This window comes from Duganella aquatilis (assembly GCF_009674565.1).
GTDB classification, from domain to species: Bacteria; Pseudomonadota; Gammaproteobacteria; order Burkholderiales; family Burkholderiaceae_D; genus Rugamonas; species Rugamonas aquatilis.
In genome coordinates this window covers 75,849-98,560 of record NZ_WKJL01000011.1, presented here as the reverse complement: position 1 = coordinate 98,560, position 22,712 = coordinate 75,849, and the positions used below count along the sequence as shown (strand labels likewise).

Sequence of the window (22,712 nt, the reverse complement as noted above, 5' to 3'; positions counted from 1 at the left end):
CCCATGTTTCGTCGAATCGCGCTGGCGTTGAGCGCCACCTTGCTGTCTGTCGCCGCCGGCGCCGCCACCGTGCCGTCCAACCTGATGCTGCCGGAGCCGGATCGCGCCGCGCGCGGCTATGTGGAGAGCTGGATTTTCACCATCGACATCGAGGCGGACGAGCTGACCGGCCTGGCGCCTTGCCGCAAGATCCTCACCGAGCGCGGCTTCGCGCCGACGCTGTCGAAGACCGCCAGCTCGGCCTCGCCGGCGCTGCACTTCAAGGTATCGGGCCGCAAGGAGTATGCACAGGCCAGCACCGAGGCCGACGATGCGCTGCTGGCGGTGCAGCAGGCCAAGTGCCCCGGCACGCTGACCTGGAGCGTGATCTCCAAGCCCGCGCGTCGTTGATCAGCGTTTAACGTGCGGCAGCCGCAGCGCGTGCAGGCGGTTGCGGATCGCCGCCAGGTCGGCCGGCTGCGTGGCCTGCTGCGCGATCAGGTAGCCGCGCGCGAACTGGATCACGCCGGCCGCCTGCGGCTGGTCCTGCGCCAGTTCCTGCAATAGCCGGTCGGCCACCACCAGATCGTTATGCTGCCCCAGTTCGTCCTGCGCGGCGGCCAGCGTTTTCAGATATTCATGCGCTCCCTTGGCGCGGTACAGCGAGTGGAAGAATTCCAGCGCGTAGCGGCCCCGCTTGGCGGCGATGCGCGTGCGGTGGGCGCTGGCGGCGTCGCTGTCGTTCATGCGCGCGGCGCGCTTCAGCAGCGACTTGTGCAGGTGCTGCAAGGTGTGGCGCGAGAACTGCGCCGCCGATCCATTCAGCAGTGGCGCCGCCTGCAGCATCCATGATCCCAGCGTCAGCATCAATCTGGTATAGCGCTGCGAAAGTAAAGCTTGCGCCGCCTCGCGCCGTTTGGCTTGCGCGGTTTGCTGCGCCAGCGACAGCAGCTCCAGCATGCTGTGCTGACCGCCGGGCGTGGCGTCGATGCGCGTCAGCGTCGATGACAGCAGCACATCCCAATCGCGCGCCGCGCCCAGTTCCGTGCCCAGCCAGCTGACATCCTCCAGCAGCGCAGGCGGGCAGGGCGCGATATCCTTGAACAGCTTGATGGCCGAGCGCAGGCGGCGCACGCCCACGCGCATCTGGTGCAGCGTTTCCTGATCGTCGCCTTCGATCACCGCCACTTCGTTGCGCTGGATGTGCTCCAGGCAGTTGCCCAGCACGGCGGGCAGGGCGTCGCTGAGGCTGGCGTCGGCGTCCAGGTCCAGCGCCTGCGCGCGGAACGGTGCGTGGCCGCTTTCGCGCACCAGCATGTAGCCGCGCTGCGCCTTGTTGATGTTGCTGATGCGCAGAGGAATATCCTCCAGCAGTTGCAGCGCGAAGGCGTACAGGCCGGCGGGATCGCCATCCTTCAGTTCCAGTTCGATTTCGTTGACCGGCGCCCGGTGCGACTGGCGTTCGATGTGGCCGACGTCGAGCGCCACTTCGATGCGATTGCCGTCGATTTCCACATCCCACACGTGACGCTGCACATCCACCAGGAACAGCGGCTCCAGCCGCTCCTTGAGGTTGGTGGCGTCGAGCACCGTCAGCCATTGCCGGTCGTCGCCGATCAGTTTGCGCAGCTTGCCGAGCCGCGGCCACGAGCGGTCCACCTGGCCTTCCCATTCGTTGCGGCTGTGCAGGCCGCTCTGCACGCTGCCGCCCGCTTTCATGGTCTGTATCCACGCGCCATCGACCCGGCGCACGCGCAGGCCGGCGCCGTGGCGCATCAGGTGCAGGTCTGGCGTATCGAAGTAGCGCGCCGTCAGTTGCTGCACGCGCGCCGGCTCGCCGAGCAGCGGATGCTGCAGCACCTGCTCGTTGTGTTCAGGCGCCAGTAAGAGTTTAAGTTCGACTTCCATCGGATCAGTGTAGGGAAAAGCGCCGATGCGCGGCGCACGTTTTTACGGGCGGCGCGGCAGCGTTTGCAATAGTTGCGCCCAGGCAGGCGTGGCGGCGCGCCAGAAGGCATCGATCGTTTCCGCCTGTATATCCAGGCCGAGAAAGCGGGCGGCCGGCAGCATGGCCTCGCGCAACAGCACCTGCGGATCGGCGCCGGTGTCGAAGGCCTGCGCGCCGGTTTGCTTGGACATCTTGTCGCCCGCCTCGTTGACCACCACCGGCACGTGCAGATAGGTTGGCTGCGGCAGGCCCAGCACCTGTTGCAGATAGAGCTGGCGCGGCGTCGAATCGAGCAGGTCGGCGCCGCGCACGATGTCGGTGATGCCTTGCGCGCCGTCGTCCACCACCACCGCCAGCTGGTAAGCCCAGTAGCCGTCGGCGCGGCGGATGATGAAATCGCCCACGTCGGCGGTCAGATCCTGGCTGTAGCGGCCGGCCCAGCGGTCCTCGAAGGACAGCACGCAGTGCGGCGACTGCGGCACTTTCAGGCGCAGCGCGCGTTCCACCTTGCCGGGCGCGAGGCCGTCGCGGCAGATGCCGGGATAGACCAGCGCCTGCGTGTGGTGGCCGGCCAGGTTCACCTGCGAATCGGCGATTTCGCGGCGCGAGCAGCCGCAGGGATAGACCAGGCCGCCCAACTGCTCCAGCGCCTGCTGGTATAGCGGGTAGCGCTGCGTTTGCCAGGAGACGTCGCCGTCCCAGTGCATGCCGCAGCGCTGGATCGAAGCCAGGATGTGCTCGGCGGCGCCGTCGACGTTGCGGGCGCCATCCACGTCCTCGATGCGCAGCAGCCACTGGCCGTGGTGCGCCTTGGCGTCGAGATAGCTGGCCATGGCGGCGACCAGCGAGCCGAAATGCAGGGGGCCGGTCGGCGAAGGGGCGAAGCGGCCGATGTAGGGAGTGCGTGCAGTCATGTCCGCCATTTTAACGCGACGGGCGGATGACGGCGGCGGCAAATCGCATACAATGTCCGCGCGGAAAAACCGCATCGATCACTGACCCAGGACATCATAACAATGAAGACATCCTTTGTAGCATCCGCGCTGGCCATGAGCCTGGCGCTGGCATTCCCCGTTCACGCCGATGCCGGCAAGACCGCCATGGTGCAGGAAGCGCCGTTGCGCGCCCATCTGCAATTCCTGGCCAGCGACCTGCTGGAAGGACGCGGCACCGGCCAGCGCGGCGGCGATTTGACGGTGGCGTATCTGGAAACCCAGGCGATGGCGCTGGGCCTGAAACCGGGCAATGGCGGCAGCTTCCGCCAGCCGGTGTTGATCGCCGGCGTCAAGACGCAGCCAGCCGAGAGCACGCTGAAACTGGAAGCGGGCGGCAAGCCGCTGGACATCGCCTTCGGCAAGGACTGGGTGTTTGCGCCGGGCGATGCGACCGCCGCGCACAGCTTCAATGCGGACCTGGTGTTCGTCGGCTACGGCATCACCGCGCCGGACGAGCAGTGGAACGACTACAAGGGCATGGACCTGAAGGGCAAGATCCTGGTCATGATGGTCAACGACCCGCAGCCGACGGCCGAACAGCCGAACCGCTTCAACGGCAAGGGCCTGACCTACTACGGCCGCTGGACCTACAAGTTTGAAGAAGCGCAGCGCCAGGGCGCGGCCGGCGTGCTGCTGATCCACACCACGCCGACGGCGTCGTATGGCTGGAGCGTGATCCAGAACAGCTGGTCGGGCGTGGAGCGCTTCCAGCTGGCGGCCGGCACGCTGGGCACGCAGCTGCAAGGCTGGATGACGGACGACACGGCGCGCGCGCTGTTCACCGCCGCCGGTCAGGATCTGGACGCGCTGCGCGCCGCCGCCGAGAAGAAGGACTTCAAGCCGGTGCCGCTGGCCGCCAGGCTGAATGGCGAAATGAAGGCGGCGGTGCGCAAGGTCGAGCAATTCAACGTCGCGGCCGTGGTGCCGGGCACCGATCCCAAGCTGAAGGATGAAGTGGTAATCTACAGCGCGCACTGGGATCACCTGGGCAAGCAGGGCGACAGCGGCGATACGATCTTCAACGGCGCGGTGGACAACGCCTCCGGTTCGGCAGCCTTGCTGGCCATGGCGCAGCAGGCCAAAGCGGCGCCGGCCAAGCGCAGCCAGATGTTCCTGTGGGTGGCGGCCGAAGAACAGGGCCTGCTGGGCAGCGCGGCCTACGCCTCGTCGCCGCTGTGGCCGCTGGCGAAAACGGCGGCCAACCTGAACCTGGACAGCCTGAACTTCGTCGGCGCCACGCGCGACATCGGCACGCAGGGCAGCGAGCGCACCGAGCTGGGCAAACTGGCCGAAACGGCGGCGAAATCGATGGGCATGCAGATCGCCGCCGCCAAGCCGGACCTGGCGGGCGGCTACTTCCGCAGCGACCACTTCAACTTCGCCAAGAACGGCGTACCGGCATTCTCGATCGAATCGGGCCGCGACTACATCAAGGACCCGGAAGGTTCGAAAGCCAAGGCCCAGGCCTATGGCAAGCGCTACCACCAGGTCAGCGACGAATACGACGCCAGCTGGGACTTGTCGGGCATGGTGCAGACCGCCCAGTACACGCTCAACCTGGGCCGCCTGATCGCCAACGCCGCCAAGCTTCCGGAGTGGAAAGCCGGCGACGCCTTCGCCGTCCCCCGCAACAAGTAATAAAAACCGGGGTCAGTGCCGACATTCGGACATTTAGTCGCGCGCGACTAAATGTCCGAATGTCGGCACTGACCCCGGTTTAATGGAAGCCGACGGTGATGCTGGTGCCGGTGAGGTCGATGCCTTTGATGGAGATGCTGCCGAAGCTGCTGCCTTCGGTGCCTTTGACGCGGATGTTGTTGAAGGCGATTTCGCCGATCGAGGACGGCAGGCTCAACGTCAGCGTGCCGTCCTTGTTGATGGTGGCGGCGGCTTTGTTCGGGTCGTAGACGACGTTTTTCATGCTGGTGTCCGCTTCGAGGAAACCCAGCACCGGGTTGAGCAGCTTGCTCATTTCGCCCACCACTTCCAGGCCGTTGCTCCTGGCGTTTTTGACCGCGCTGACCAGGTCGTCGCTGAGGCCCTGGGCCGAGGTGTCGCCCAGTTCTTCTTCGCTCAGCGCGCGCAAGGCGCGGGTGGCGGAGGCGCTGGACGTCAGCGCGGCCGCCGGCAAGGCGGTGGCGGCGTAGGTTTCCAGCGGCGCCAGCAGGGACGTCGCGATGGCGGCCGCCATCCGCAGCCGGCGCTGCTTGCGCAGGGCGTCTTCGATGTGCTGGTGCGTGATCAGGTTCAGCTCGGCGAAGATGTCGCCCAGCCGCTGGCCGGTCTGGCGCTGCAGCGCGATGGCGCTGGCCAGCTGTTCTTCGGTAATCAGCTTCTGTTTGACCAGAAGCTGACCCAGCATCGATTTATTCTGATTGCTTGTTAGCCATCCCATGGCTGTCTCCTTTTTTATGCTGGATGTCCGACGGCGCCATGCCGAACCAGCGCTTGCACGCCCGGTAAAACGCGCTGGGCTCCGAGAAGCCCAGCTGGAAACTGAGCATCTTCAGCGACAGCTCTCCCGCGCTCAGCGATTGCCGCGCCAGCTCGCGCCGCGTGTCGTCGACCAGGTTGGTGAAGCTGGTGCCTTCCTCGGCCAGCCGACGTTGCAGCGTGCGCTCGCTCATCATCATTTGCGCGGCGACGTCGTCGCGGTGCGGCGGACCTTTCGGCAGCAGGCTGGCCAGCAAGGACTGCACCTTGGCGCTGAAGGTCGGCGGTTCGGCTGCCGCCAGCGAGGCCAGCACGCGCTCGCCGCCGCCATTCATCAGCGGCGGATTGGCGGGCAGCGCCGAGACCAGGTCGGTATCCGAAAATTCCATGACGTTGTGCGGCATGTCGAAACGCACCGGGCAGCCGAAGGTTTCCTCGTACACGCGCGCATTGGCCGGCGTCGGGAAGTTGTATTCCACTATCACGGGAGCGATGTCGTCCCGGCCGGCAGCGCAGCGCAGGGACCGCAGCAGCACGCACCAGACAAAGTCGTAGCGCTGCTGCGGCACCGAACGCCGCGCACCGGGCAGCACCAGTCCCACGCGCGTGTGGCCCTGGAAGCGTTCGATCGAGCTTTGCACCGTCGGCGACACCAGCATGATGTGGCCCATCACGCCCAGCCAGCCGAGCCGGTGCGGCGCCGAGATCTTCAGCCCGATCAGCGGATCGCCCGATTGCTGCACCAGCAGTTCCCACAGGTGGCTGAGTTTGTCCGACAGCGTCAGCGCGTCGCACGCCAGGCCGTCGCCTTCGTCCAGGCCGGCTTCATGGAACAGCGCGTCTGCTTGCACGCCGGATTGCGCCAGGCGCGATTTCACGCCGCGCACCAGATGCAGGGCGGAAGAGTACGTCATGGCGTGACCGCAGCGCGCAGACGCAGGCCGATTTTTTCCTTCAGGCCCTGCAGCTTGGGATCGATTACCGGACGAGTGTCGGCCGCCACGCCTTCGCCCAGGGTTTTCTGCATTTCCGGCACCATGGCTTCAAACTTTTTCTTGACCGGCGATTCGAGGATGGCGATCAGCTGCTTCAGTTCGTCTTCCGTGTAGCGCTCGGCAAGCATCGGCGCAATGGTGGTCGGGATCAGCCTGTCGGCGCTGGCGCGGGTGATCGGCGTGGCCTCGTTCATGAACTGCTTGGCTTCGCCGACGATGTCGTTCATGGCCGCATCGCGTTTCTCCGGCGCGGCGCGGCCTTGCAGCATGGCGCGCGCCTGCTGCACGGCGTCGGCCACCGGCACTTGCAGCATGGACTGGCCGATGCTGTCGATATTCCACAGCTTCAGCACTTGGTCCACCAGCGCCTGTTTGGCTGGCGAAACCGGCGCGGCGTGCACGCCCAGGCACGCCGCGCTCAGGGTCAGCAATGCGAGTTGATGTGTTATTTTTTTCATGTGTGCTCCTCCAGGATAAATCAGAAACGCTTGTTGATTTCAAAGCCGAAATAGCGGACGTGGATGTCGCCGCGCACGTCCTGTCCCGCGTACGGGTTGTAGATGATGTTGAGGAAGTTGTTGCAGTTCATATTGCAGCTGGTGTTGGCCGGCGTATTGAACTTGCCGGTCATGTAGGAGCCGGTGATGTTGATGTCGGTATTCTTGTTGAGCTTGAAGCCGATGCCGGCACTCAGCAGCTTGGTGTCCGGCAGCGGCGCCAGCAGGTCGATCTTGTCGGCCGGGACCGAGCTCTTGCGCGGCTCGTAGCCCAGCCGGATCGACAGCCGCTCCAGCGGATTCAGCTGCAGGCCGTAGGCGAAGTTGACCACGCTCTTGTAACCGCGCGGGATCACCAGCTTGCCCGAATCCGGAATGCCGTACAGCCGCGCCACTTCCAGCAGCTTGATGCTCTGGTCGAACTGGAAGCGCAGCGCGTCCCATTCGCTCCAGCGCGCATAGCTGGCGTCGACGTTGAGTTGCACGTACTTCACCGGCTTGAGCTTGATCCCCACCTGCAAGTGGGCAGGGAAGGGAATCGTCGCGCTCATATTGCCTTTTTGCTCGGCGGGTATCGAGGACGGGAAGCCCAGCACCGCGCCGGCGATCGGTCCCAGCAGACTGGCGTTCATGCCGCGCACGAAGTTGCGCAGCATGGGATCGGTGGTGAACACGTAGTTGCCGGTGTAGTGCGTCTTGGAGCCGCCCTGGTACACAGCGCCGATGGCGAATTTCGGCGACGGTTCCCACAGCACGCCGAAGTTGATGGTCGGGTCGAACGGCGAGGTCAGTTCCACCCGCATATTGGCCGCCTTCTTGAACGGGCTGACCATGCCGTCCTTGCCGCCGCCGCACACGCCGAAGCCGAACACGTCGATGATGTTGCCGCCGTCTTCCGGGCACCAGCCTTTTTGCAGCTGGCCGAACACGCCCAGCAGCTCATTGGGGAAGCGCATATTGGTGTCGACCACGAAGGCCGCATGCGCGATCGGTACCGCCACGCCGAAGCGCAGCGTGTCGGAATACTTGTAGCCCACCGACGGCGCGGCGTACACCAGCCGCTGGATCTGCAACTGCCGGCCCTGGTACTGGCCGGGATCGTTGGGATCGGTGGTGCGGTCCAGGCTCATGGCCTGCGCCATGTAGCTGTCGGTGGCGAAGGTCCACGGCGAGCCGGCCTTATTCCACGACATGCCGATGCCGGGCACGGCCACCGCCGGCAGCCGCCAGCCGGGCATGCCGTAGCCGGGCACGTACATGATCTGCCGCACCGGGCCGGTGGAGGTGTTGGACAGCGGATCGTCGCGCCAGCCGCCGACGTCGAAGCCCTGGCCCGGCGTGAAGCTGGCGCTGGTGCGGATCGACGCCACGAAGTTGTGGATGCTTTCGCTGTCGCCGGTCATGCGCGCCAGCCCGGCCGGGTTGAAGTGGATCGACTGGATGCCCGGCGGGTCGGCGGTCACCGCATTTCCCATCGCCATCGCGACCACGCTGGTGGTGAGGTTTTCGGTCAGCGCGGCGCGCGCCGGCAGGCTGAAGGTACAGAGCGTACCCAGCGTGCTGGCGACAGCGGCCGCGATGGCGAGGCGGCGTGGCATCAGAAGCTCAACGGCAGGTTCATGCCCACCACCAGGTTAGGCGAGTCCGGCGTGACGCCGATGCCGACCGAGAAGTTGATGGTGGTCTTGGGCGAGATGCGGTAGCCCAGGCCCAGGTTGAGGATGCCCGAAGTCTGCATATGGGTCTTGGCTTCCAGGCCGTCGGCAAAGCGCAGTTTGGAACCGGCCGAAATCGCTTCCTGGAACGACACGGTGGTCGAGATGCCGTACGACAGCGCATACGCGAAGCCCATGCCGAAGCCGAAGCTGCCGCCCGGCTGGACGCGGGTCAGGATGCGCGAGCCGTTGATCTGCCACAAGTCCTTGGCCGGCGTGCTGAGCGTGTAGTTCAGCGAGCCGAACAGCGCGACCGGGTCGACGATCTTGTTGACGTTCAGGCCCAGCGTCAGCGCGCCGACGCCGCTGCCGGTGGCCTCGCCGGTGCCGGCGATGATCTTGAACGGGCTGCGGCCGGTCGGCAGGCGCACGTTGCTGATCAGCGTCAGGTTGGGCGTGTCGCGGTGCGCCTCGAACGGCTGCCAGCGCGCGCCGACGCCGATGTCGCCCAGCGAGTTGGACATGCCGCTGCGCGCCGCCGTGTCGGCGTAGCGCGAGATCAGCGGCAGGGTGAGGTTGGCGGTCAGGTTGTTGAGCACGCCGTAATCGGCGGAGAAGGTGTTGGTGACCGTGTGCGAGTTGTTGTTCTCGATGTTGAACAGCGTGGCGTTGCCGTTGGCGATGTCGGTGACGATGCGGTCCTCGCCCACGTAGCTGTAGCTCAGGTCGTAGGTCAGCGACATCTGGCCGCGGCGGATCAGCGAGTATTGCTTGTCGACGGCGGTCAGGGTCTGCTTGAGCAGCGCGCTCTGGTCGCCTTCGCCTTCCTTCTTGGCCAGCGCGTCGCGCGCGGCGTCGGCCGTGGCGGGCGCCGCGGGCGGGGTGGTTTCCTGGGCCAGGACTGGCGTCGCGGTCAGCGCCACGGCGACGGCAAAGGGGATGGTACGAAACATCATATCGGCTTCCTTGTGAGAGTGATTGCGCTGAGGGGATTAATTGCGGTGCATCCAGGTGCCGGCGGCGCCGGAATTGACGGCGCGCATCAGGATCAGGGCGCTGTTGCTGAGCGCTTCCTGGCGGCCTTTGCCGGTGACGCGGTCCATGTCGACCACGCCCAGTTCCTGGTCGGTCAGCGCCAGGTCGCCGCGCGGTTGCCGGCCCTTGGCCGGCGAAATGATGAACAGGGTGTTCTTGTCCCACCAGCGGGTGAATTCCTCGACCGAGAAGACGATGTTGCCGGCCGACGGATCGGCAATGTAGACCACGCCGTCGCGGATGCCGCGCAGCACCACGAAGTGCTTGGCGCCGCCGTAGTCGATCGGCACGATGGCCGGCTCGGTCAGCGTTTGCAGGTCCTTGATCTCGGCCTTGAAGCCGGCGCCGGACAGACCGATGGAGCCGACGTAGCGCTTCATGTCGAGCAGCGAAAAGCCGCGCCGCTCGATGATCTTGTCCTTCTCGCCCTTGTCCAGCATGCCTTCCATGGCCTGCTGCTCGTTGACCATCACGCCCAGGTGGTAGTTGAGGATGGTGACCAGCGCGGCCGAGCCGCAGCTGTAGTCGAAGGCCTGGCGCACGATGTGCTTGTACTTGAGCTCGGAGAACGGCTCCATCTGCACCGATTGCACATAGGCGCCGCCGCCGAGCAGCGTTTGCGGCATCTCGAACTGGCCCTGGGGCCGGTCCTGCGGTTCGTGTCGGGACAGGACACCGGCGCCGCCGATGAGGGCGGCCACCACGCCCAGCAATAGCATCAGCATGGGCTAACCCTTCACGCGTGCGCGCGTAAAAAAGGTCCGGTGCAAAGCGGCGGGCTGAGCTCCGCCCAGGGGCGTCGGGCGCCCCGTTGTCGTTTTCATGCTTGTCTCCACTATTCAGATTAGTACGGTCGTGCTTTATTTAAGCGGCAACTCGTCTTTTCATTTTTGTAATTTATTAACGCATGAACATACCGTCAATCGCAGCTTCTTTTTTAGAAATGTGACTCTAGGTTTTGCCTTGAAAGGTATGGTATCGCGCGCAAGACCGGTGCGACATGCCTGCAACAAGCGCTTCACTCTGCTGGCTCGCAAGGCCGTGTGGTTGGCTTTCGCGGTCAGCGCGGCAAGCTGGACCCGTTGCGGCGGCGACTCATATGATTAATTTAATTAATAGTCAAATATTAAGATTTGTAGCACCCCCAAACCAACCACAACACCGGAGATAGCACATGCAAACCATCAAAACCGCACTGGCAGCAGCCCTGGCAACCATCGCCTTCTCGGCTTCGGCCATGACCCCGATCCAGGACGCAGAGCTGAGCACCGTCAGCGGCCAGGACGGCGTATCGATCGCTGCCAACCTGAACATCAAGATCGATTCCTTCACCTACACCGACACCGACGCGGTTGATGCCAACGGCCTGGGCGGCGGTTCGGTGTCGTTCAACGGCATCAAGGTCAACGGCCTGATCGCTGCGAACATCGACATCCTGTCGCGCAACTCCTTCATGCTGGCCGCGGGCGCCGCCGGCGTGACCGATTCGGGCACGTTCTACAACAAAACCACCGGCGGCGACGTGGTGCAGATCGCGATTCCACAATCGGTGGTCGCTGACGGCCACTACCTGAACGTGTCTGTTGACGCGATCAAGATGGGCAACAGCACCGCTTCGTTCGGTTCGGTCGCGATGAACCAGATCGACATGCGCGGCACCACCGTGTGGATCTTCGCGCACTGATCCCGGCGGCTCGCCAGGCCTGTTGCTTGGCCTGAGCAGTCATGGACGGTAGCAGCTGCGGGACCCTAAGATGGTTCCCGCAGTATCAAAAAACATAACAATTCACGGAGACGGAATCATGCAATTCATCAAAACCGCAGCAGCTGCAGCCCTGGCAACCCTGGCATTCTCGGCCTCGGCCATGACCCCGATTCAAGACGCTGAACTCAGCACCGTCAGCGGCCAGGACGGCGTCTCGATCGCCGCCAACCTGAACATCAAGATCAATTCCTTCACCTACACCGATACCGACGCGCTCGATACCAACGGCCTGGGCGGCGGTTCGGTGTCGTTCAACGGCATCAAGGTCAACGGCCTGATCGCTGCGAACATCGACATCCTGTCGCGCAACTCCTTCCTGATGGCTGCCGGCGCTGCCGGCGTGACCGACTCCGGCAACTTCTACAGCAAGACCGCCGGCGGCGACGTGGTGCAGATCGCCATTCCGCAAACCGTGGTGGCCGACGGTCACTACCTGAACGTGTCGGTCGACGCGATCAAGATGGGCAACAGTACCGCCTCGTTCGGCTCTGTCGCCATGAACCAGATCGATATGCGCGGTACCACCGTGTGGATCTTCGCTCACTAATCGGCTGAGCGGCGGCGGTCCCGACCCGGACCGCCGTTTCCCCATCATGACTTTCACCACATTGCGCCGGCTGCTGTCGGGCGCGGCACTGCTGTGCGGCATGCACGCGGCGTCGGCCCAGATGCAGCCCATGAGCGAAGACGAACTGTCCAACACGCGCGGGCAGGGCCTGGTCACGCTCACCAACACCAGCCTGGGTGGCTACGACTTCAGCAAGGTCGCGCTGGACGCGGACATTTCACTGAGCGCCAATATCCGCAATATGCGGCTGGGCGAATACACCTACTCGCTGCGCAACGGCGGCGGTGCGGACTTGGATATCCCGCTGATGCAGTTCGGCCGCAGCGACGGCACCGAGGCGCAGCGCCTGGTGCAGATCAGCAATCCCTATTTTGAATTCGTGTATAAAAATGCCGCCGACGGCGCCTCGCGCGAGGCGATCGGCCTGCGCTTCGGCTTCGAGTCGATCAGCGGCGATATCGGTTTGCAGGTGAAAACCTTGTCCGGCTCGATGCGCGTGACCGGCACGGAGGCCGACGGCAGCACGCTGGTGCTGGATTCGCGCACCGATGCGTTGGGCGGCAAGCGCTGGGATGGTTCGTGCACGGCGCCGTGCCTGACGCTGTCGCAGCTGGGCGGCGTGACGGCGGGCGACGCCAGCGGCGGCAGCCGTGATTTCTGGGTGTCGCTGTTAAAGACCGGCGTGCAGTTCCCGACGGCGGCGGGCTTGCCGGCGTCCGATCCGGCGCAGGCCGGCGTGTGGCTGAACTGGCGCGACAAATTACAGGCGCTGAACACCAGCGGCATCACGCCGCCCAACCTGCCGAAGGGACGCTGATGCGGCGCGCGCTGCTGGGCCTATTGATGGCAATGTCGTCGGCCGGCGCGATGGAGCCGCTGAGCGACAGCGCCTTGTCAGCGGTGCGCGGGCGCGATGGCGTCAGCTTCGATCTGAACGGCTTCGCCATGAGCGGCGATGCGCGCGTCAGCTACACCGCGCCGAACGGCGCCAGCCTGTACGTGGAAAAATTCAGCGCCTCGCGCAGCGACAGTCTGTTGCCGTTTTCCGATCCGTTCCGGCTGGATATCGTGCCGGGTGCGCCTGGGCTGGCGGATGTGATCAACATCGCGTTTCCCTTGAACGCCAACGCCGAGCAGCGCTGGCAGATGGCGTATGACTGGGGCGTCGGCGCCAACGGCGTGGTGCGCGAGCAGGGCAGTGTGGTGGTCAAGGATCTGGTGCTGACCGGCGGAGGCTTGCAGTTCACCACGCCGCAGGTAAATGACGGCATCGCGTTCGGCGCGGCGTTGAAGATGGATATCGCGCAGCTGTCGTTCCAGCCGCGCGGGCGCGAGGATGCGAGCGAGGCCATGGTGTTGAGCGGCATTCATCTCGGCGGCGCCGATGGCGGCGCGTGGCAGATCGCGAACGTGGCGTCGCAGCCGGCGGTGATCAATGCCTTGAATGACGAAACCGGGCCGCGTCTACATATTGGCATCGACTGGCCGGATGCGCGTTATGGCAGCGGGCAGGCGCCGGCGGGCAGCATCGCGGTGGACAATATTTCCTTTGTGAGTCCGGGACAGCCGACGGTGGATCTCGGTGCGTCGCGGATTGGATCGATCCAGATCCAGTACCTTGATATCAAGTTCAAGCAATGATGAAGCGCGTGCTGTGCTTGCTGCTATGGGCCAGCGTGGCGCGGGCGGGCGAGTTGCGGGCGCTGGACGATGCGGAGTTGGCCAAGGTCATCGGCGGCGACGGCATCAGCTTTGCGGCGCACGTGGTGCTGAATGACCCGACGCTGGTGGGGGCGGTGAGCGATAGCCGCTTGTCGCTGGGGTTCAGCGGCGGCGGGCAGAATCGCTACATCGTGTTCAAAAATGTGCGGGGGACGGTGGATATGTTCACCGTTAATCTCGGTGTGCAGACGCGCAGCGATGGCGGCGGCGACTATATTGCGATTGGGCTGCCGGGATATGTACGCTACACCAATTTCGGCTTCGAATCGCTGAGTGTGCAGAACGACCCCAGCGCGCCGGTGACGGGCAACCTGGGCAGCATCAACATCAACGGCACGGTGTCGCTGCAAGGGCAGGTGCGTTTCTGGGGGCACTGAGCGCGGAGGGCAGCGGCCCCGATTTGGGCGCTCAGTCGGAGGCTGCGTTTTACCCCGCACGGCCAGCCAAGGGTCAGACCCCGGACGGGGTCTGACCCTACGGTTTGCGGGTCTCGGTGGCAAACACGCACAATGCGATCAGCGGAAACGCGAGCCCTGTCCACAGCACCCCCGTCCACCCGTGCGCGGCAAACATCCAGCCGCCCAGCGACGATCCGATCGCGCCGCCCATGAAGAACAGCGCCATGTACAAACCATTCAGGCGGCTGCGTATCTCCGCCGGCAAGGCAAAGATCGCGCGCTGTCCCGTCACCAGGTTCGCCGACACGCCCATGTCCAGAATAATCGACGTCATCACCAGCACGCCCAAGTCCACCAGACGGCTGCTGTGGATCACCAGCGGCATGGCGAACGCCAGCACTCCCAGCAACAGCGCCACCATGGTGGTCGAACGGCTCTTGCCCTGATCCGCGCGATGGCCGGCAATCGGCGATGCAATCGCACCCGCCACACCCACCAGCGCAAAAATCGCCACGCCGGCCTGGCTGATCTGGAAATACGGACCCGTCAGTTCCAGCGACACGCACGTCCAGAACAGGCTGAACGCGCCAAACATGCACGCCTGGTATGCCGCGCGACGGCGCAGCACCGGCGTGGTCTTCAGCAGGTGCCACATCGAACCAAGCAGCGCAAAGTAATGCATGCCGCCCTCCGGCTGCCGCTGCGGCAAGCGCGTACGCAACAGGAAGGCCAGCGCCGCCGTGGTGATCGCCGACAGCACGAAGATCGCATGCCATCCTAGCGCATCCGCCACCAGGCTGGCCACCGGGCGCGCCAGCATGATGCCCATCAGCAGGCCGCTCATGACTTTGCCGACAGTCTTGCCGCGCGTTTCAGGTTTGGACAAATGCGCCGCGAACGGCACCACGATCTGCGCCGCCACCGAACCGAGGCCGATGCACAGCGCGGCAAACAGGAACAGGTTGGCGCTGCTGGTCATCGAGGCGGCCAGCAAGGCCACCGCCGTCACCAGCAGGGCGATGACGATCAGCCGGCGATTTTCCAGCAAGTCGCCCAACGGCACGATGAACAGCAGGCCGATGCAGTAGCCGATCTGCGTCAGCGTGACGATCAGGCCGGCTGCGCCGGGATCGAGGCCGGTGGCGCGGCTGATCGGCCCGATCAGCGTTTGCGCGTAGTACAGGTTGGCGACGATCAGGCCGGTTGCAATGGCAAACAACCAGACCATGCCGGGTGAAAGGTCTTGCTGGGCGTGGGACTGGCTCACGTCATGCTCCTGAAAATTTGGAAGGGCGGCAATTTTACAGGGCATGAAGAATTGCTGCTGCGCGGGCGCCGGTTTTTACAGGCCCGCCTGTTCGCGTGCCAGCGATTGCCGCACCTCGGCGGTGATTTCGTACGAGCGCAGGCGCTGCGCGTGCTCGTAGATCTGCGAGGTGATCATCAGTTCGTCCGCGCCGGTGCGGGCGATGAAGTCCTGCAGCTGGCGGCTCACCGTGGCCGGCGAACCGATCGCGGTACACGACAGCACCGAATCCAGCATCGCGCGCTCGGGCAGACCCAGCGATTCGAGGTAGCCGGCTTTCGGCGGCGGCAGCCTGGACGGGCGGCCGGTGCGCAGGTTGACGAAGGCCTGCTGCATCGAGGTGGCGCGGAAGTGCGCTTCTTCGTCGGTGTCGGCGGCAAACACGTTAAAGCCCAGCATCACATACGGCTTGGCCAGTTGTGCCGATGGCTGGAAGTTGGCGCGGTACAGCGCCATCGCCTGCTGCATCATCTGCGGCGCAAAGTGCGAGGCGAACGCGAACGGCAAGCCCAGGTGCGCCGCCAGTTGCGCGCCGAAGGTGCTGGAGCCGAGTATCCACAGCGGCACCTTGGCGCCGTTGCCCGGCACGGCCAGCACGCGCTGGCGCGAGTTGTCGGACATATAGTCTTGCAGTTCCAGCACATCCTGCGGGAAGGCATCGGCGTCGCTGTCGAGGTTGCGGCGCAGGGCGCGCGCGGTGGTCTGGTCGGAGCCGGGCGCGCGGCCCAGGCCGAGGTCGATACGGCCGGGGAACAGCGCTTCCAGCGTGCCGAACTGTTCGGCGATCACCAGCGGCGAATGGTTCGGCAGCATGATGCCGCCGGCGCCCACGCGGATGGTGCTGGTGCCGCCGGCCACGTGGGCGATCACCACCGCCGTGGCGGCGCTGGCGATGCCGGGCATGCCGTGGTGTTCGGCCAGCCAGTAGCGCTGGTAGCCCCAGCGTTCGCCGTGCTGGGCCAGGTCCAGCGTGTTGCGGAACGAGGCGGACGCATTGCTGCCTTCGGCGATAGGGGACAGGTCGAGGATGGAGAATGGAATCATGGGTGCAGGTCTCTCAAGTAATCACATGCCCATTGAAAGTGTGTGGGTATAATCTTTCTAAATGGATAGACAAGCATACACAGATTGGGCCAAGCGTGCAGGACAGGCCCTGATTGCCGCGGCAATGACCCTGGCGCCGCACGCCGGCGCAGCCATCCCGCCGCTGGTGGTGGCGGTCGACACCGGCACCGAGATGCCGATGGCCGCGTTCAGCGATAACCATCTGGTCGACGGCTTTCACAAGCAGCTGGGCGAGGCGCTGGCCGCCAAACTTGGGCGGGAAGCGCGCTTTCTGCTGTTGCCGCGCAAGCGCATCGCCATGGCGCTGGACGCCGGCCAGGCCGATGTGATCTGCCTGTATCTGCCGTCCTGGCTGCCGGGCAAGTTCGAGTGGTCCAAGGGCTTTTTCCCGGTCGCCGAAGTGCTGTTAACCGATACCTCCATTCCCCAGCCACATAAACTCCAGGATATTGCCGGACAACCCGTTGCAACGGTGTTGGGATATTACTATCCCGAATTGGAAAAGCTGGGATCGGGTTTTGTCCGCGATGATGGCCATTCGTCATCGGGTAATCTCCGTAAAATAGCGGCCGGGCGTTTGCATCATGCTATTACCCAGCAAAGCACGCTTGATTATTATCTCAAGGTTGGCGAGAAACTATCGCTATATCCGCCCCTGGTTATCAAGAGCTACAAGGCCCGGTGCGCCGTGTCGCCGCAGGCGCGCGTGCGGCTGGATGAGGTGAATAAGGCAATTGATCTGCTGATTAAAGACGGAAGTGTGAGCAAAATAATCAGTACTTATCAGAATCGCCTTAAATAATGTTTTATTTTGCCGACGGTTTTTAAAAATACTTTCTGACGGCGTGTGGTCCTGAATTACTATTGAAAAACGGTGAGGCGTTCGCCTTATTCTGTTTTTATTTCAATGTAAATATTAATTCTATGGCACGCGCGATGAAATCCGGTATTTTGTTTGCTCTCCTGCTGGCTTGCTGCCAGGCTGTTTTCGCCGCCGGCACGCTGGAAACCTCGGCCCAGCATCGGGGCCAGCTGTACCGGGTGACGCATGACGGCAAAACCAGCTATCTCTATGGCACGGTCCACGTCGGCCGCGACGGCGCCTATCCGCTGGACGAGGTGGCTGCGCGCGCGCTGCTTGATTCCAAGGCGCTGGTGATCGAACTGGATATTCGCGAAGACAAGGCGTTCCAGGTCGCGCTGACGCGCTATGGACGCTATGCGGAAGGCGACAGCGTCCAGAATCATCTGACTCCGGCTACGCTGGACAAGACCGTGCAGGCGCTGGCGCGCGCCGGCATTGCGCTGGCGTCGGTGCAGCAATACAAGCCGTGGCTGATCGCCAACCTGCTGGTCGGCGCTGAGCTGGACAAGAACGGCTACCAGCGCAGCCAGGCGGTGGAGTTCGCACTGCTGGCCGCCGCGCAGAAGCAGGAAAAGACGGTGCGCGAACTGGAGAGCGCGGATTATCAACTGAGCCTGTTCGATACGCTGGACGCGCAGCAGCAGGAGCAATACCTGCTGGAGAACCTGGCCGACCTCGCCGACGGCGATTCGCTGAAGCGCTCGCAAGCGCTGCTGGAAGCGTGGAGCGTTGCCGACCGCAGCGGCATCCAGGCCGCCTGGCACACCGCCACCAGCGGCGACAGCATTTCGGCCGGCTTCATGAACCGCGTCCTGCTCGGCAAGCGCAATCCGGAGATGGCCGCCAACATCGAGCGCATCATGCAGCAGGACCAGGTGGCGTTTGTCGGCGTCGGCCTGCTGCATCTGGTGGGCGACGATGGCTTGCCGCAGTTGCTCAAGCGGCGCGGCTACCAGGTCGAGCAGCTTTATTAATACGCCTGCACGCGGCCGTTGCTGTAGCGGACGCGGTCGCCGATTTTGTAGCCGGGCATGGATTCTTCCACCACCATCTGGTTGCTGCCGTCGTCCAGGCGGACGGTGACGCGGTAGACCTTGTCGGTCGGCGACCCCATATTGCCGCCGGCAGCCGCCGCGCCGGCGGCGCCCATCGCGCTCAGGCCGACGTCCTGACGCTGCAACTGGTCGATGGCTTGCACCACGCCGTAGGTGGCGGCGGCCGGGGTTGTCGTCGTGGTGGTCGCTGCCTGCGGGCTCGGTCCCGGCATGCCGGATGTGCCGCTGTCCTGCGTCATCTTGTCGGCGCAGGCCGTTGCGGCAAGCAGGCACAGCGCCATGGTCAATACGGTGGTCTTTGTCATTGTCGCCTCCCTCAAATATGCTCAGAGGCGCGTCTGACCGCATTGTTCCCTTACCTAGCCTCTCGATTGATGTACATCAATTGAATGATGCTACCTACACGCAATAATTGTCCGGTATCACTTTAAAGGATATCGATATGTTGACACGCGTGACAGATACCATTATCGAAGAGCTAATTGATGCCACCTGCGGCGACACCCGCAGCCGGCATTTCTTCCTCCACGCACTGCACGGCCTGGTACGCGTGGCCAAGGCCGAGCAGCTGCAGGAAATGCGGATGGACGTCGAGCTGGCAACCGGCGAAGTCAGTCAGCCGGAAGGATGCGATACCGACTCCAGAGAAGCCACATGACGGCGGCCGTCAGCATCGCGGCGCTGCAGTCCACCATCCAGTCCGACACGGCGCCGTGGCGATACGGGAAGAAGCTTTGCACGCACTCGTCCAGCGCGCCCATGGCGGCGATGGTGAGCACGGCCTTGCCGGCGCGCTGCGACGGCGCGCCGCTGCCGCCGGTGAAGATCAGGAAGGTCAGCCCGGCGTAGGCGATGGAATGCAGGATGACGCCGGAGGCGACTTCGCCGATGTCCTGGCGGGCGCCGGGGACCGAGCCCAGTATCAGGATCAGCAGGTACAACGCGATGGCGGTCCAGTAGCGGAGACGGGCGAGGGAGTCGGTAAGGAGTAATTGCTTGAGCATGAGGAGACAATACCATGCACTGCAAAAAAGGGGGAGTGGTGCACCGGACTCCGGTGCACCTTTCTTGAGTCATGCCTATCGGTTGCATGTACTTAAGATGTGACCAGTATAGGCAGCGTTTGTTACGCCGTCATGACACCACGCAAAAAAAAAGCCCGCTGACTGGAGCGGGCTTAAAACTATTTTCTTGGAGGAGAATAGTGGAGACAGGTGTAATTATGCTGCGTTGCCAGATCAGTGTCTAATTGTTCTTTCAGATACCAGACATCAGGCTAGGGCATAACTCTCTCATTTGACGGGCACGGTGTAGTTCAGCGCCAACCGGCCGCCGTCCACGTACAGGGTCTGGCCGGTCATGTAGCTGGCGTCGTCGCTGGCCAGGAAGGCGGCGATCGACGCCACTTCCTCCGGCTCGCCGCAGCGGCCCATCGGTGTGCGCGACAAAATGGTGTGGCGCGATTCCGGGCTGGCCATCACGGCTTTCTTGGCCAGCTCGGTCAAAATGGTGCCGGGGCCGATGCCGTTGACGCGGATGCCGTGCTCGACCAGGTTGAGCGACATCACCTTGGTCAGCTGGTTGATCGCGCCTTTCGACACCACGTAGGGCACCTGGTTCGGGATCGCCAGCTCGGCGTTGACGCTGGACATATTGATGATGGAACCGCCCTGCTGCTTGACCATCACGCGCGCCACGGCCTGGCCGCACAGGAACATCGACTTCAGGTTGATGCGCATGACGCGGTCAAAATCTTCCTCGCAGACGTCGAGGAAGTTGGCGGCGTGGGTGACGCCGGCGTTGTTGATCAGGATGTCGATACGGCCGAAGGCGGCGAGGGTGGCGGCCACCATGGCGTCCACATCGGCCTTTTGGCTGACGTCGGCGGCGAAGAAGCGGGCGTTTTCGCCCAGCGCGGTGGCGGCGTCGGCGCCTTCCGGCTTGATATCCACCAGCATGACTTTGGCGCCTTCAGCGATCATGCGCTGGGCGCAGGCGAGGCCGATGCCTTGCGTGGCGCCGGTGACGACCGCGACTTTATCGGTTAATTTCATGGGTATGGGCTTTCTGAGGTGGAGATGGCAAATTTTAACAGGCGCCCATGGGCGGGTTACAATAGAGGGTTTGCAATTTTCATTCGGGAGCCGTCGTGACTTTTATCAACAAATTATCCGCCGCCTGGACGGCCAACGACTCCCTGCTGTGCGTGGGCCTGGACCCGGACCTGGCCAAGCTGCCGGCCCAGTTCCAGAACGATCCGCAAGGCATCTACAACTTCTGCCGCGAGATCATCGACGCGACCGCCGACCTGGCGTGCTCGTTCAAGCCGCAGATCGCCTATTTTGCCGCGCTGAGCGCGGAAGACCAGCTGGAGCGCATCTGCGCCTATGTGCGCGAACACTATCCGCACATGCCGCTGATCCTGGACGCCAAGCGCGGCGACATCGGCGCCACCGCGCGCCAGTACGCGCGCGAAGCCTACGACCGCTACGGCGCCGACGCGGTGACCGTCAATCCCTACATGGGTTCGGATTCGGTGGAGCCGTACATGGAGTGGAGCGACCGCGGCGTGATCATCCTGTGCCGCACCTCGAATCCCGGCGGGTCGGATCTGCAGTTCCTGGATGTGGGCGGCAAGCCGCTGTACCAGCACGTGGCGCGCCTGGTGGCGGAGAAATGGAACAGCAACGGCCAGTGCGCGCTGGTGGTGGGCGCCACCTTCCCGGAAGAACTGGCGCAGGTGCGGGCGATTGTCGGCGACATGCCGCTGCTGGTGCCGGGCATCGGCGCGCAGGGCGGCGATATCGCGGCGACGGTGACCTCGGGCCGCACCGCCAATGGCGCCGGCATGATGATCAACTCGTCGCGCGCGATCCTGTACGCGGCGCCGCAAGCCGGCGAAGACTTCGCCACCGCCGCCCGCCGCGTCGCCGAAGAAACCCGCAACGCCATCAACCAGTATCGCGGCTAAGCGCGCCGCTTACTGCTTGTCGAAGACCGGATCGGTGTCGTTGTCCAGCGGGTCCATCTCGTACCATTGCGAGGTCTGGCGGCCGTCCGCGCTGGTGGCGAAGCGGATGCGGAAGTCGCTGTTGGCCTCGTAGTAGAACTCGGTCGGCGACAGCGCCAGCAGCGGTTCCCATTTTGCCTTGGCGCCGGCCGGATATTCCACCAGCAGCCGGCCATCCTTCACATGGAAGGCATAGCGCTCGTCGCCATGCTGGTAGACGCCGGCGCGCTGCTGCAGCACGCTGTCCGGCAGCTTCTGCGGCGTCACCGCATGCAGCGGCATGCCGGCGGCCATGATGGCGATGTGCCTCGCTGCGGGCAGCAGGCCGAACTTCGGCGTGTCTTCGCTGTTGCTCAACATGGAAACCAACACTTTCGACTGCGGCATGTACACCACTTCGGCGTGGAAGCCCTGGATGTCGCCGCTGCTGCGCAGATAGGGCTGGCCGGCCAGCGTGTGCGGGCGGATGCCGTAGCCGTAGGGCACGCGTTTGCCGTCCGGCAGCGTCACGGCGGTGTCCATCGCTTTCAGGCTGACCGGTTTCAGCACCTTGCCGCCCTGTAGCGCGGTCGTCCAGCGCGCCAGGTCGGCGTTGGTGGAGGCGTAGCTGCCGCCGCCGAGCAGCAGGCTGCTATGCCAGCGCACCGCCAGCTGCGGGCCGCGTTCGTATGGCGTGACCAGGCCCTTGATCAGGCCGGCGTTCTGGATGAAATATGTGTGCGTCATGCCCAGCGGAACAAAGAACTGGCGTGCCAGATAAGCATCGTATTTTTCGCCGGACAACTGCTCGATGATCATCGCCAGCAGCGTGTAGTTCACCGACGAGTACGCGAAAGCCTTGCCCGGCGGCGCCAGCAGCGGCATGGCGATGGCCTGGTCCAGCATTTGCTGCGGCGTGTGGTCCTCGAACGCATGCTGGCGAAAGCCGGCGTCGGTAAAGATGTTGGCGACGCCCGAGGTATGGTGCAGCAGGTGTTCGACGGTGATGCCGTTCCACGATGCCGGGGCGGTAGGGAAGTACTGGCGCACCGGCGTCTGCAAATCCAGCTTGCCGTCCTCGACCAGCTTCATGATCGCGGCTGCCGTGAACTGCTTGCCGACCGAGGCGGCGTAGAACACGTTGTCCGGCTGGATCGGCACGTTCAATTCGACGTTGGCCAGTCCATAGCCCTTGTTCAATACCGTCACGCCATCCTTGACCACCAGCACCGCCGCGCCCGGCAGATTGGCCGGAAACAGCCGTTTGAGTTCCGCATCGATGCTCTCGGCCTTGGTGGCGGCGTAGCCGGATAACGGTCCAATGCAAAAGGACAGGATGGCGGCGTTGAGCAGTCGCATAGGTATCTCCCCAAATAATGATAACGATGAGTGAAAAGTCATCGTTATCATATTTCCACGAGGAAGCGCTGGCTAGCGGCGTG

General features: G+C 64.0%; 26 protein-coding genes. 12 read left to right on the top strand and 14 right to left on the bottom strand.

What is annotated here, in order from left to right; translation table 11 throughout:
- Window positions 1-3 precede the first annotated feature (3 nt).
- Window positions 4-390, top strand: coding sequence for a hypothetical protein (locus GJ698_RS16130; protein WP_154358792.1), 387 nt, complete (start codon window positions 4-6; stop codon window positions 388-390).
- On the opposite strand, the gene GJ698_RS16125 is transcribed toward GJ698_RS16130, so the two are convergent.
- Together GJ698_RS16125 and gluQRS are read right to left on the bottom strand one after the other, a co-directional pair.
- Window positions 391-1,887: a CYTH and CHAD domain-containing protein gene (locus tag GJ698_RS16125; RefSeq protein WP_154358790.1), complete on the bottom strand. Its 1,497-nt coding sequence runs from the start codon at window positions 1,885-1,887 to the stop codon at window positions 391-393.
- Between the two features lie 42 nt (window positions 1,888-1,929).
- Window positions 1,930-2,841, bottom strand: coding sequence for a tRNA glutamyl-Q(34) synthetase GluQRS (gluQRS, locus tag GJ698_RS16120; RefSeq protein ID WP_154358788.1), 912 nt, complete (start codon window positions 2,839-2,841; stop codon window positions 1,930-1,932).
- 102 nt (window positions 2,842-2,943) lie between these two features.
- Between gluQRS and GJ698_RS16115 the strand changes: the two genes are divergently transcribed.
- On the top strand, window positions 2,944-4,560 hold the full coding sequence (locus GJ698_RS16115) for a M28 family peptidase (RefSeq protein ID WP_154358786.1): 1,617 nt from the start codon (window positions 2,944-2,946) through the stop codon (window positions 4,558-4,560).
- Between the two features lie 79 nt (window positions 4,561-4,639).
- On the opposite strand, the gene GJ698_RS16110 is transcribed toward GJ698_RS16115, so the two are convergent.
- The 6 genes from GJ698_RS16110 to GJ698_RS16085 are packed head-to-tail and all read right to left on the bottom strand — an operon-like array spanning window position 4,640 to window position 10,262.
- A complete protein-coding gene (locus GJ698_RS16110) occupies window positions 4,640-5,284 on the bottom strand; it encodes a cyclic di-GMP-binding domain-containing protein, MshE-related (protein ID WP_229260016.1) in 645 nt (214 codons plus the stop codon).
- Between the two features lie 4 nt (window positions 5,285-5,288).
- On the bottom strand, window positions 5,289-6,269 hold the full coding sequence (locus tag GJ698_RS16105; protein WP_154358782.1) for an AraC family transcriptional regulator: 981 nt from the start codon (window positions 6,267-6,269) through the stop codon (window positions 5,289-5,291).
- The gene (locus GJ698_RS16100; protein WP_154358781.1) at window positions 6,266-6,808 is read right to left on the bottom strand and encodes a DUF2059 domain-containing protein; all 543 of its coding nucleotides are present in this window, start codon (window positions 6,806-6,808) and stop codon (window positions 6,266-6,268) included. The genes GJ698_RS16105 and GJ698_RS16100 overlap by 4 nt, the downstream gene beginning before the upstream one ends.
- Before the next feature lie 20 nt (window positions 6,809-6,828).
- Window positions 6,829-8,445, bottom strand: a complete 1,617-nt coding sequence (locus GJ698_RS16095; protein WP_154358780.1) for an OmpP1/FadL family transporter — start codon at window positions 8,443-8,445, stop codon at window positions 6,829-6,831.
- Window positions 8,445-9,458, bottom strand: coding sequence for a transporter (locus tag GJ698_RS16090; protein ID WP_154358779.1), 1,014 nt, complete (start codon window positions 9,456-9,458; stop codon window positions 8,445-8,447). Before GJ698_RS16090 ends, GJ698_RS16095 begins: the two co-directional genes overlap by 1 nt.
- A gap of 36 nt (window positions 9,459-9,494) precedes the next feature.
- Window positions 9,495-10,262, bottom strand: a complete 768-nt coding sequence (locus GJ698_RS16085) for a C39 family peptidase (RefSeq protein WP_154358778.1) — start codon at window positions 10,260-10,262, stop codon at window positions 9,495-9,497.
- A gap of 97 nt (window positions 10,263-10,359) precedes the next feature.
- Here GJ698_RS16085 and GJ698_RS16080 point away from each other — a divergent pair, with 97 nt between their 5' ends.
- From GJ698_RS16080 to GJ698_RS16055, 6 genes are all read left to right on the top strand, one after another.
- A complete protein-coding gene (locus GJ698_RS16080) occupies window positions 10,360-10,644 on the top strand; it encodes a hypothetical protein (protein WP_154358777.1) in 285 nt (94 codons plus the stop codon).
- A 67-nt stretch (window positions 10,645-10,711) separates the two neighbouring features.
- Window positions 10,712-11,221 (top strand): DUF6160 family protein, encoded by a 510-nt coding sequence (locus tag GJ698_RS16075; protein ID WP_154358776.1) that lies wholly within the window; start codon window positions 10,712-10,714, stop codon window positions 11,219-11,221.
- Between the two features lie 118 nt (window positions 11,222-11,339).
- A complete protein-coding gene (locus GJ698_RS16070) occupies window positions 11,340-11,849 on the top strand; it encodes a DUF6160 family protein (protein WP_154358775.1) in 510 nt (169 codons plus the stop codon).
- Window positions 11,850-11,895: 46 nt separating this feature from the next.
- Entirely contained in the window at window positions 11,896-12,687 is a 792-nt protein-coding gene (locus GJ698_RS16065; protein WP_154358774.1) for a hypothetical protein, read from the top strand.
- Window positions 12,687-13,511 carry a hypothetical protein gene (locus GJ698_RS16060; protein ID WP_166454886.1) on the top strand — a complete coding sequence of 275 codons (825 nt, stop codon included), beginning with the start codon at window positions 12,687-12,689 and terminating at the stop codon, window positions 13,509-13,511. The genes GJ698_RS16065 and GJ698_RS16060 overlap by 1 nt, the downstream gene beginning before the upstream one ends.
- Entirely contained in the window at window positions 13,508-13,969 is a 462-nt protein-coding gene (locus tag GJ698_RS16055; RefSeq protein ID WP_229260015.1) for a hypothetical protein, read from the top strand. The genes GJ698_RS16060 and GJ698_RS16055 overlap by 4 nt, the downstream gene beginning before the upstream one ends.
- Window positions 13,970-14,066: 97 nt before the next feature.
- Here the strand turns inward: GJ698_RS16055 and GJ698_RS16050 are convergent, their stop codons facing one another.
- Together GJ698_RS16050 and GJ698_RS16045 are read right to left on the bottom strand one after the other, a co-directional pair.
- Window positions 14,067-15,218 carry an MFS transporter gene (locus GJ698_RS16050; protein ID WP_154358954.1) on the bottom strand — a complete coding sequence of 384 codons (1,152 nt, stop codon included), beginning with the start codon at window positions 15,216-15,218 and terminating at the stop codon, window positions 14,067-14,069.
- Window positions 15,219-15,332: 114 nt separating this feature from the next.
- Window positions 15,333-16,340, bottom strand: a complete 1,008-nt coding sequence (locus tag GJ698_RS16045) for an LLM class flavin-dependent oxidoreductase (protein WP_154358773.1) — start codon at window positions 16,338-16,340, stop codon at window positions 15,333-15,335.
- A 61-nt stretch (window positions 16,341-16,401) separates the two neighbouring features.
- On the opposite strand from GJ698_RS16045, the gene GJ698_RS16040 reads away from it, so the two are divergent.
- Window positions 16,402-17,163 (top strand): substrate-binding periplasmic protein, encoded by a 762-nt coding sequence (locus GJ698_RS16040; protein WP_154358772.1) that lies wholly within the window; start codon window positions 16,402-16,404, stop codon window positions 17,161-17,163.
- Between the two features lie 134 nt (window positions 17,164-17,297).
- Window positions 17,298-18,200, top strand: a complete 903-nt coding sequence (locus tag GJ698_RS16035; RefSeq protein WP_154358771.1) for a TraB/GumN family protein — start codon at window positions 17,298-17,300, stop codon at window positions 18,198-18,200.
- Here GJ698_RS16035 and GJ698_RS16030 read toward each other — a convergent pair.
- On the bottom strand, window positions 18,197-18,586 hold the full coding sequence (locus GJ698_RS16030) for a hypothetical protein (protein WP_154358769.1): 390 nt from the start codon (window positions 18,584-18,586) through the stop codon (window positions 18,197-18,199). The genes GJ698_RS16035 and GJ698_RS16030 overlap by 4 nt on opposite strands.
- A gap of 137 nt (window positions 18,587-18,723) precedes the next feature.
- On the opposite strand from GJ698_RS16030, the gene GJ698_RS16025 reads away from it, so the two are divergent.
- Window positions 18,724-18,939, top strand: coding sequence for a hypothetical protein (locus tag GJ698_RS16025; protein WP_154358767.1), 216 nt, complete (start codon window positions 18,724-18,726; stop codon window positions 18,937-18,939).
- Here the strand turns inward: GJ698_RS16025 and GJ698_RS16020 are convergent.
- Complete coding sequence (locus GJ698_RS16020) at window positions 18,893-19,285, bottom strand: VanZ family protein (protein ID WP_154358765.1); 393 nt, start codon at window positions 19,283-19,285, stop codon at window positions 18,893-18,895. The two genes, GJ698_RS16025 and GJ698_RS16020, sit on opposite strands and share 47 nt — an antisense overlap.
- A gap of 288 nt (window positions 19,286-19,573) precedes the next feature.
- The gene (locus GJ698_RS16015; protein WP_154358763.1) at window positions 19,574-20,335 is read right to left on the bottom strand and encodes an SDR family NAD(P)-dependent oxidoreductase; all 762 of its coding nucleotides are present in this window, start codon (window positions 20,333-20,335) and stop codon (window positions 19,574-19,576) included.
- Between the two features lie 95 nt (window positions 20,336-20,430).
- On the opposite strand from GJ698_RS16015, the gene pyrF reads away from it, so the two are divergent.
- Complete coding sequence (gene pyrF, locus GJ698_RS16010; protein ID WP_371865333.1) at window positions 20,431-21,252, top strand: orotidine-5'-phosphate decarboxylase; 822 nt, start codon at window positions 20,431-20,433, stop codon at window positions 21,250-21,252.
- A gap of 9 nt (window positions 21,253-21,261) precedes the next feature.
- Here pyrF and GJ698_RS16005 read toward each other — a convergent pair whose 3' ends face one another.
- A complete protein-coding gene (locus GJ698_RS16005; protein ID WP_166454885.1) occupies window positions 21,262-22,629 on the bottom strand; it encodes a serine hydrolase domain-containing protein in 1,368 nt (455 codons plus the stop codon).
- Window positions 22,630-22,712 lie beyond the last annotated feature (83 nt).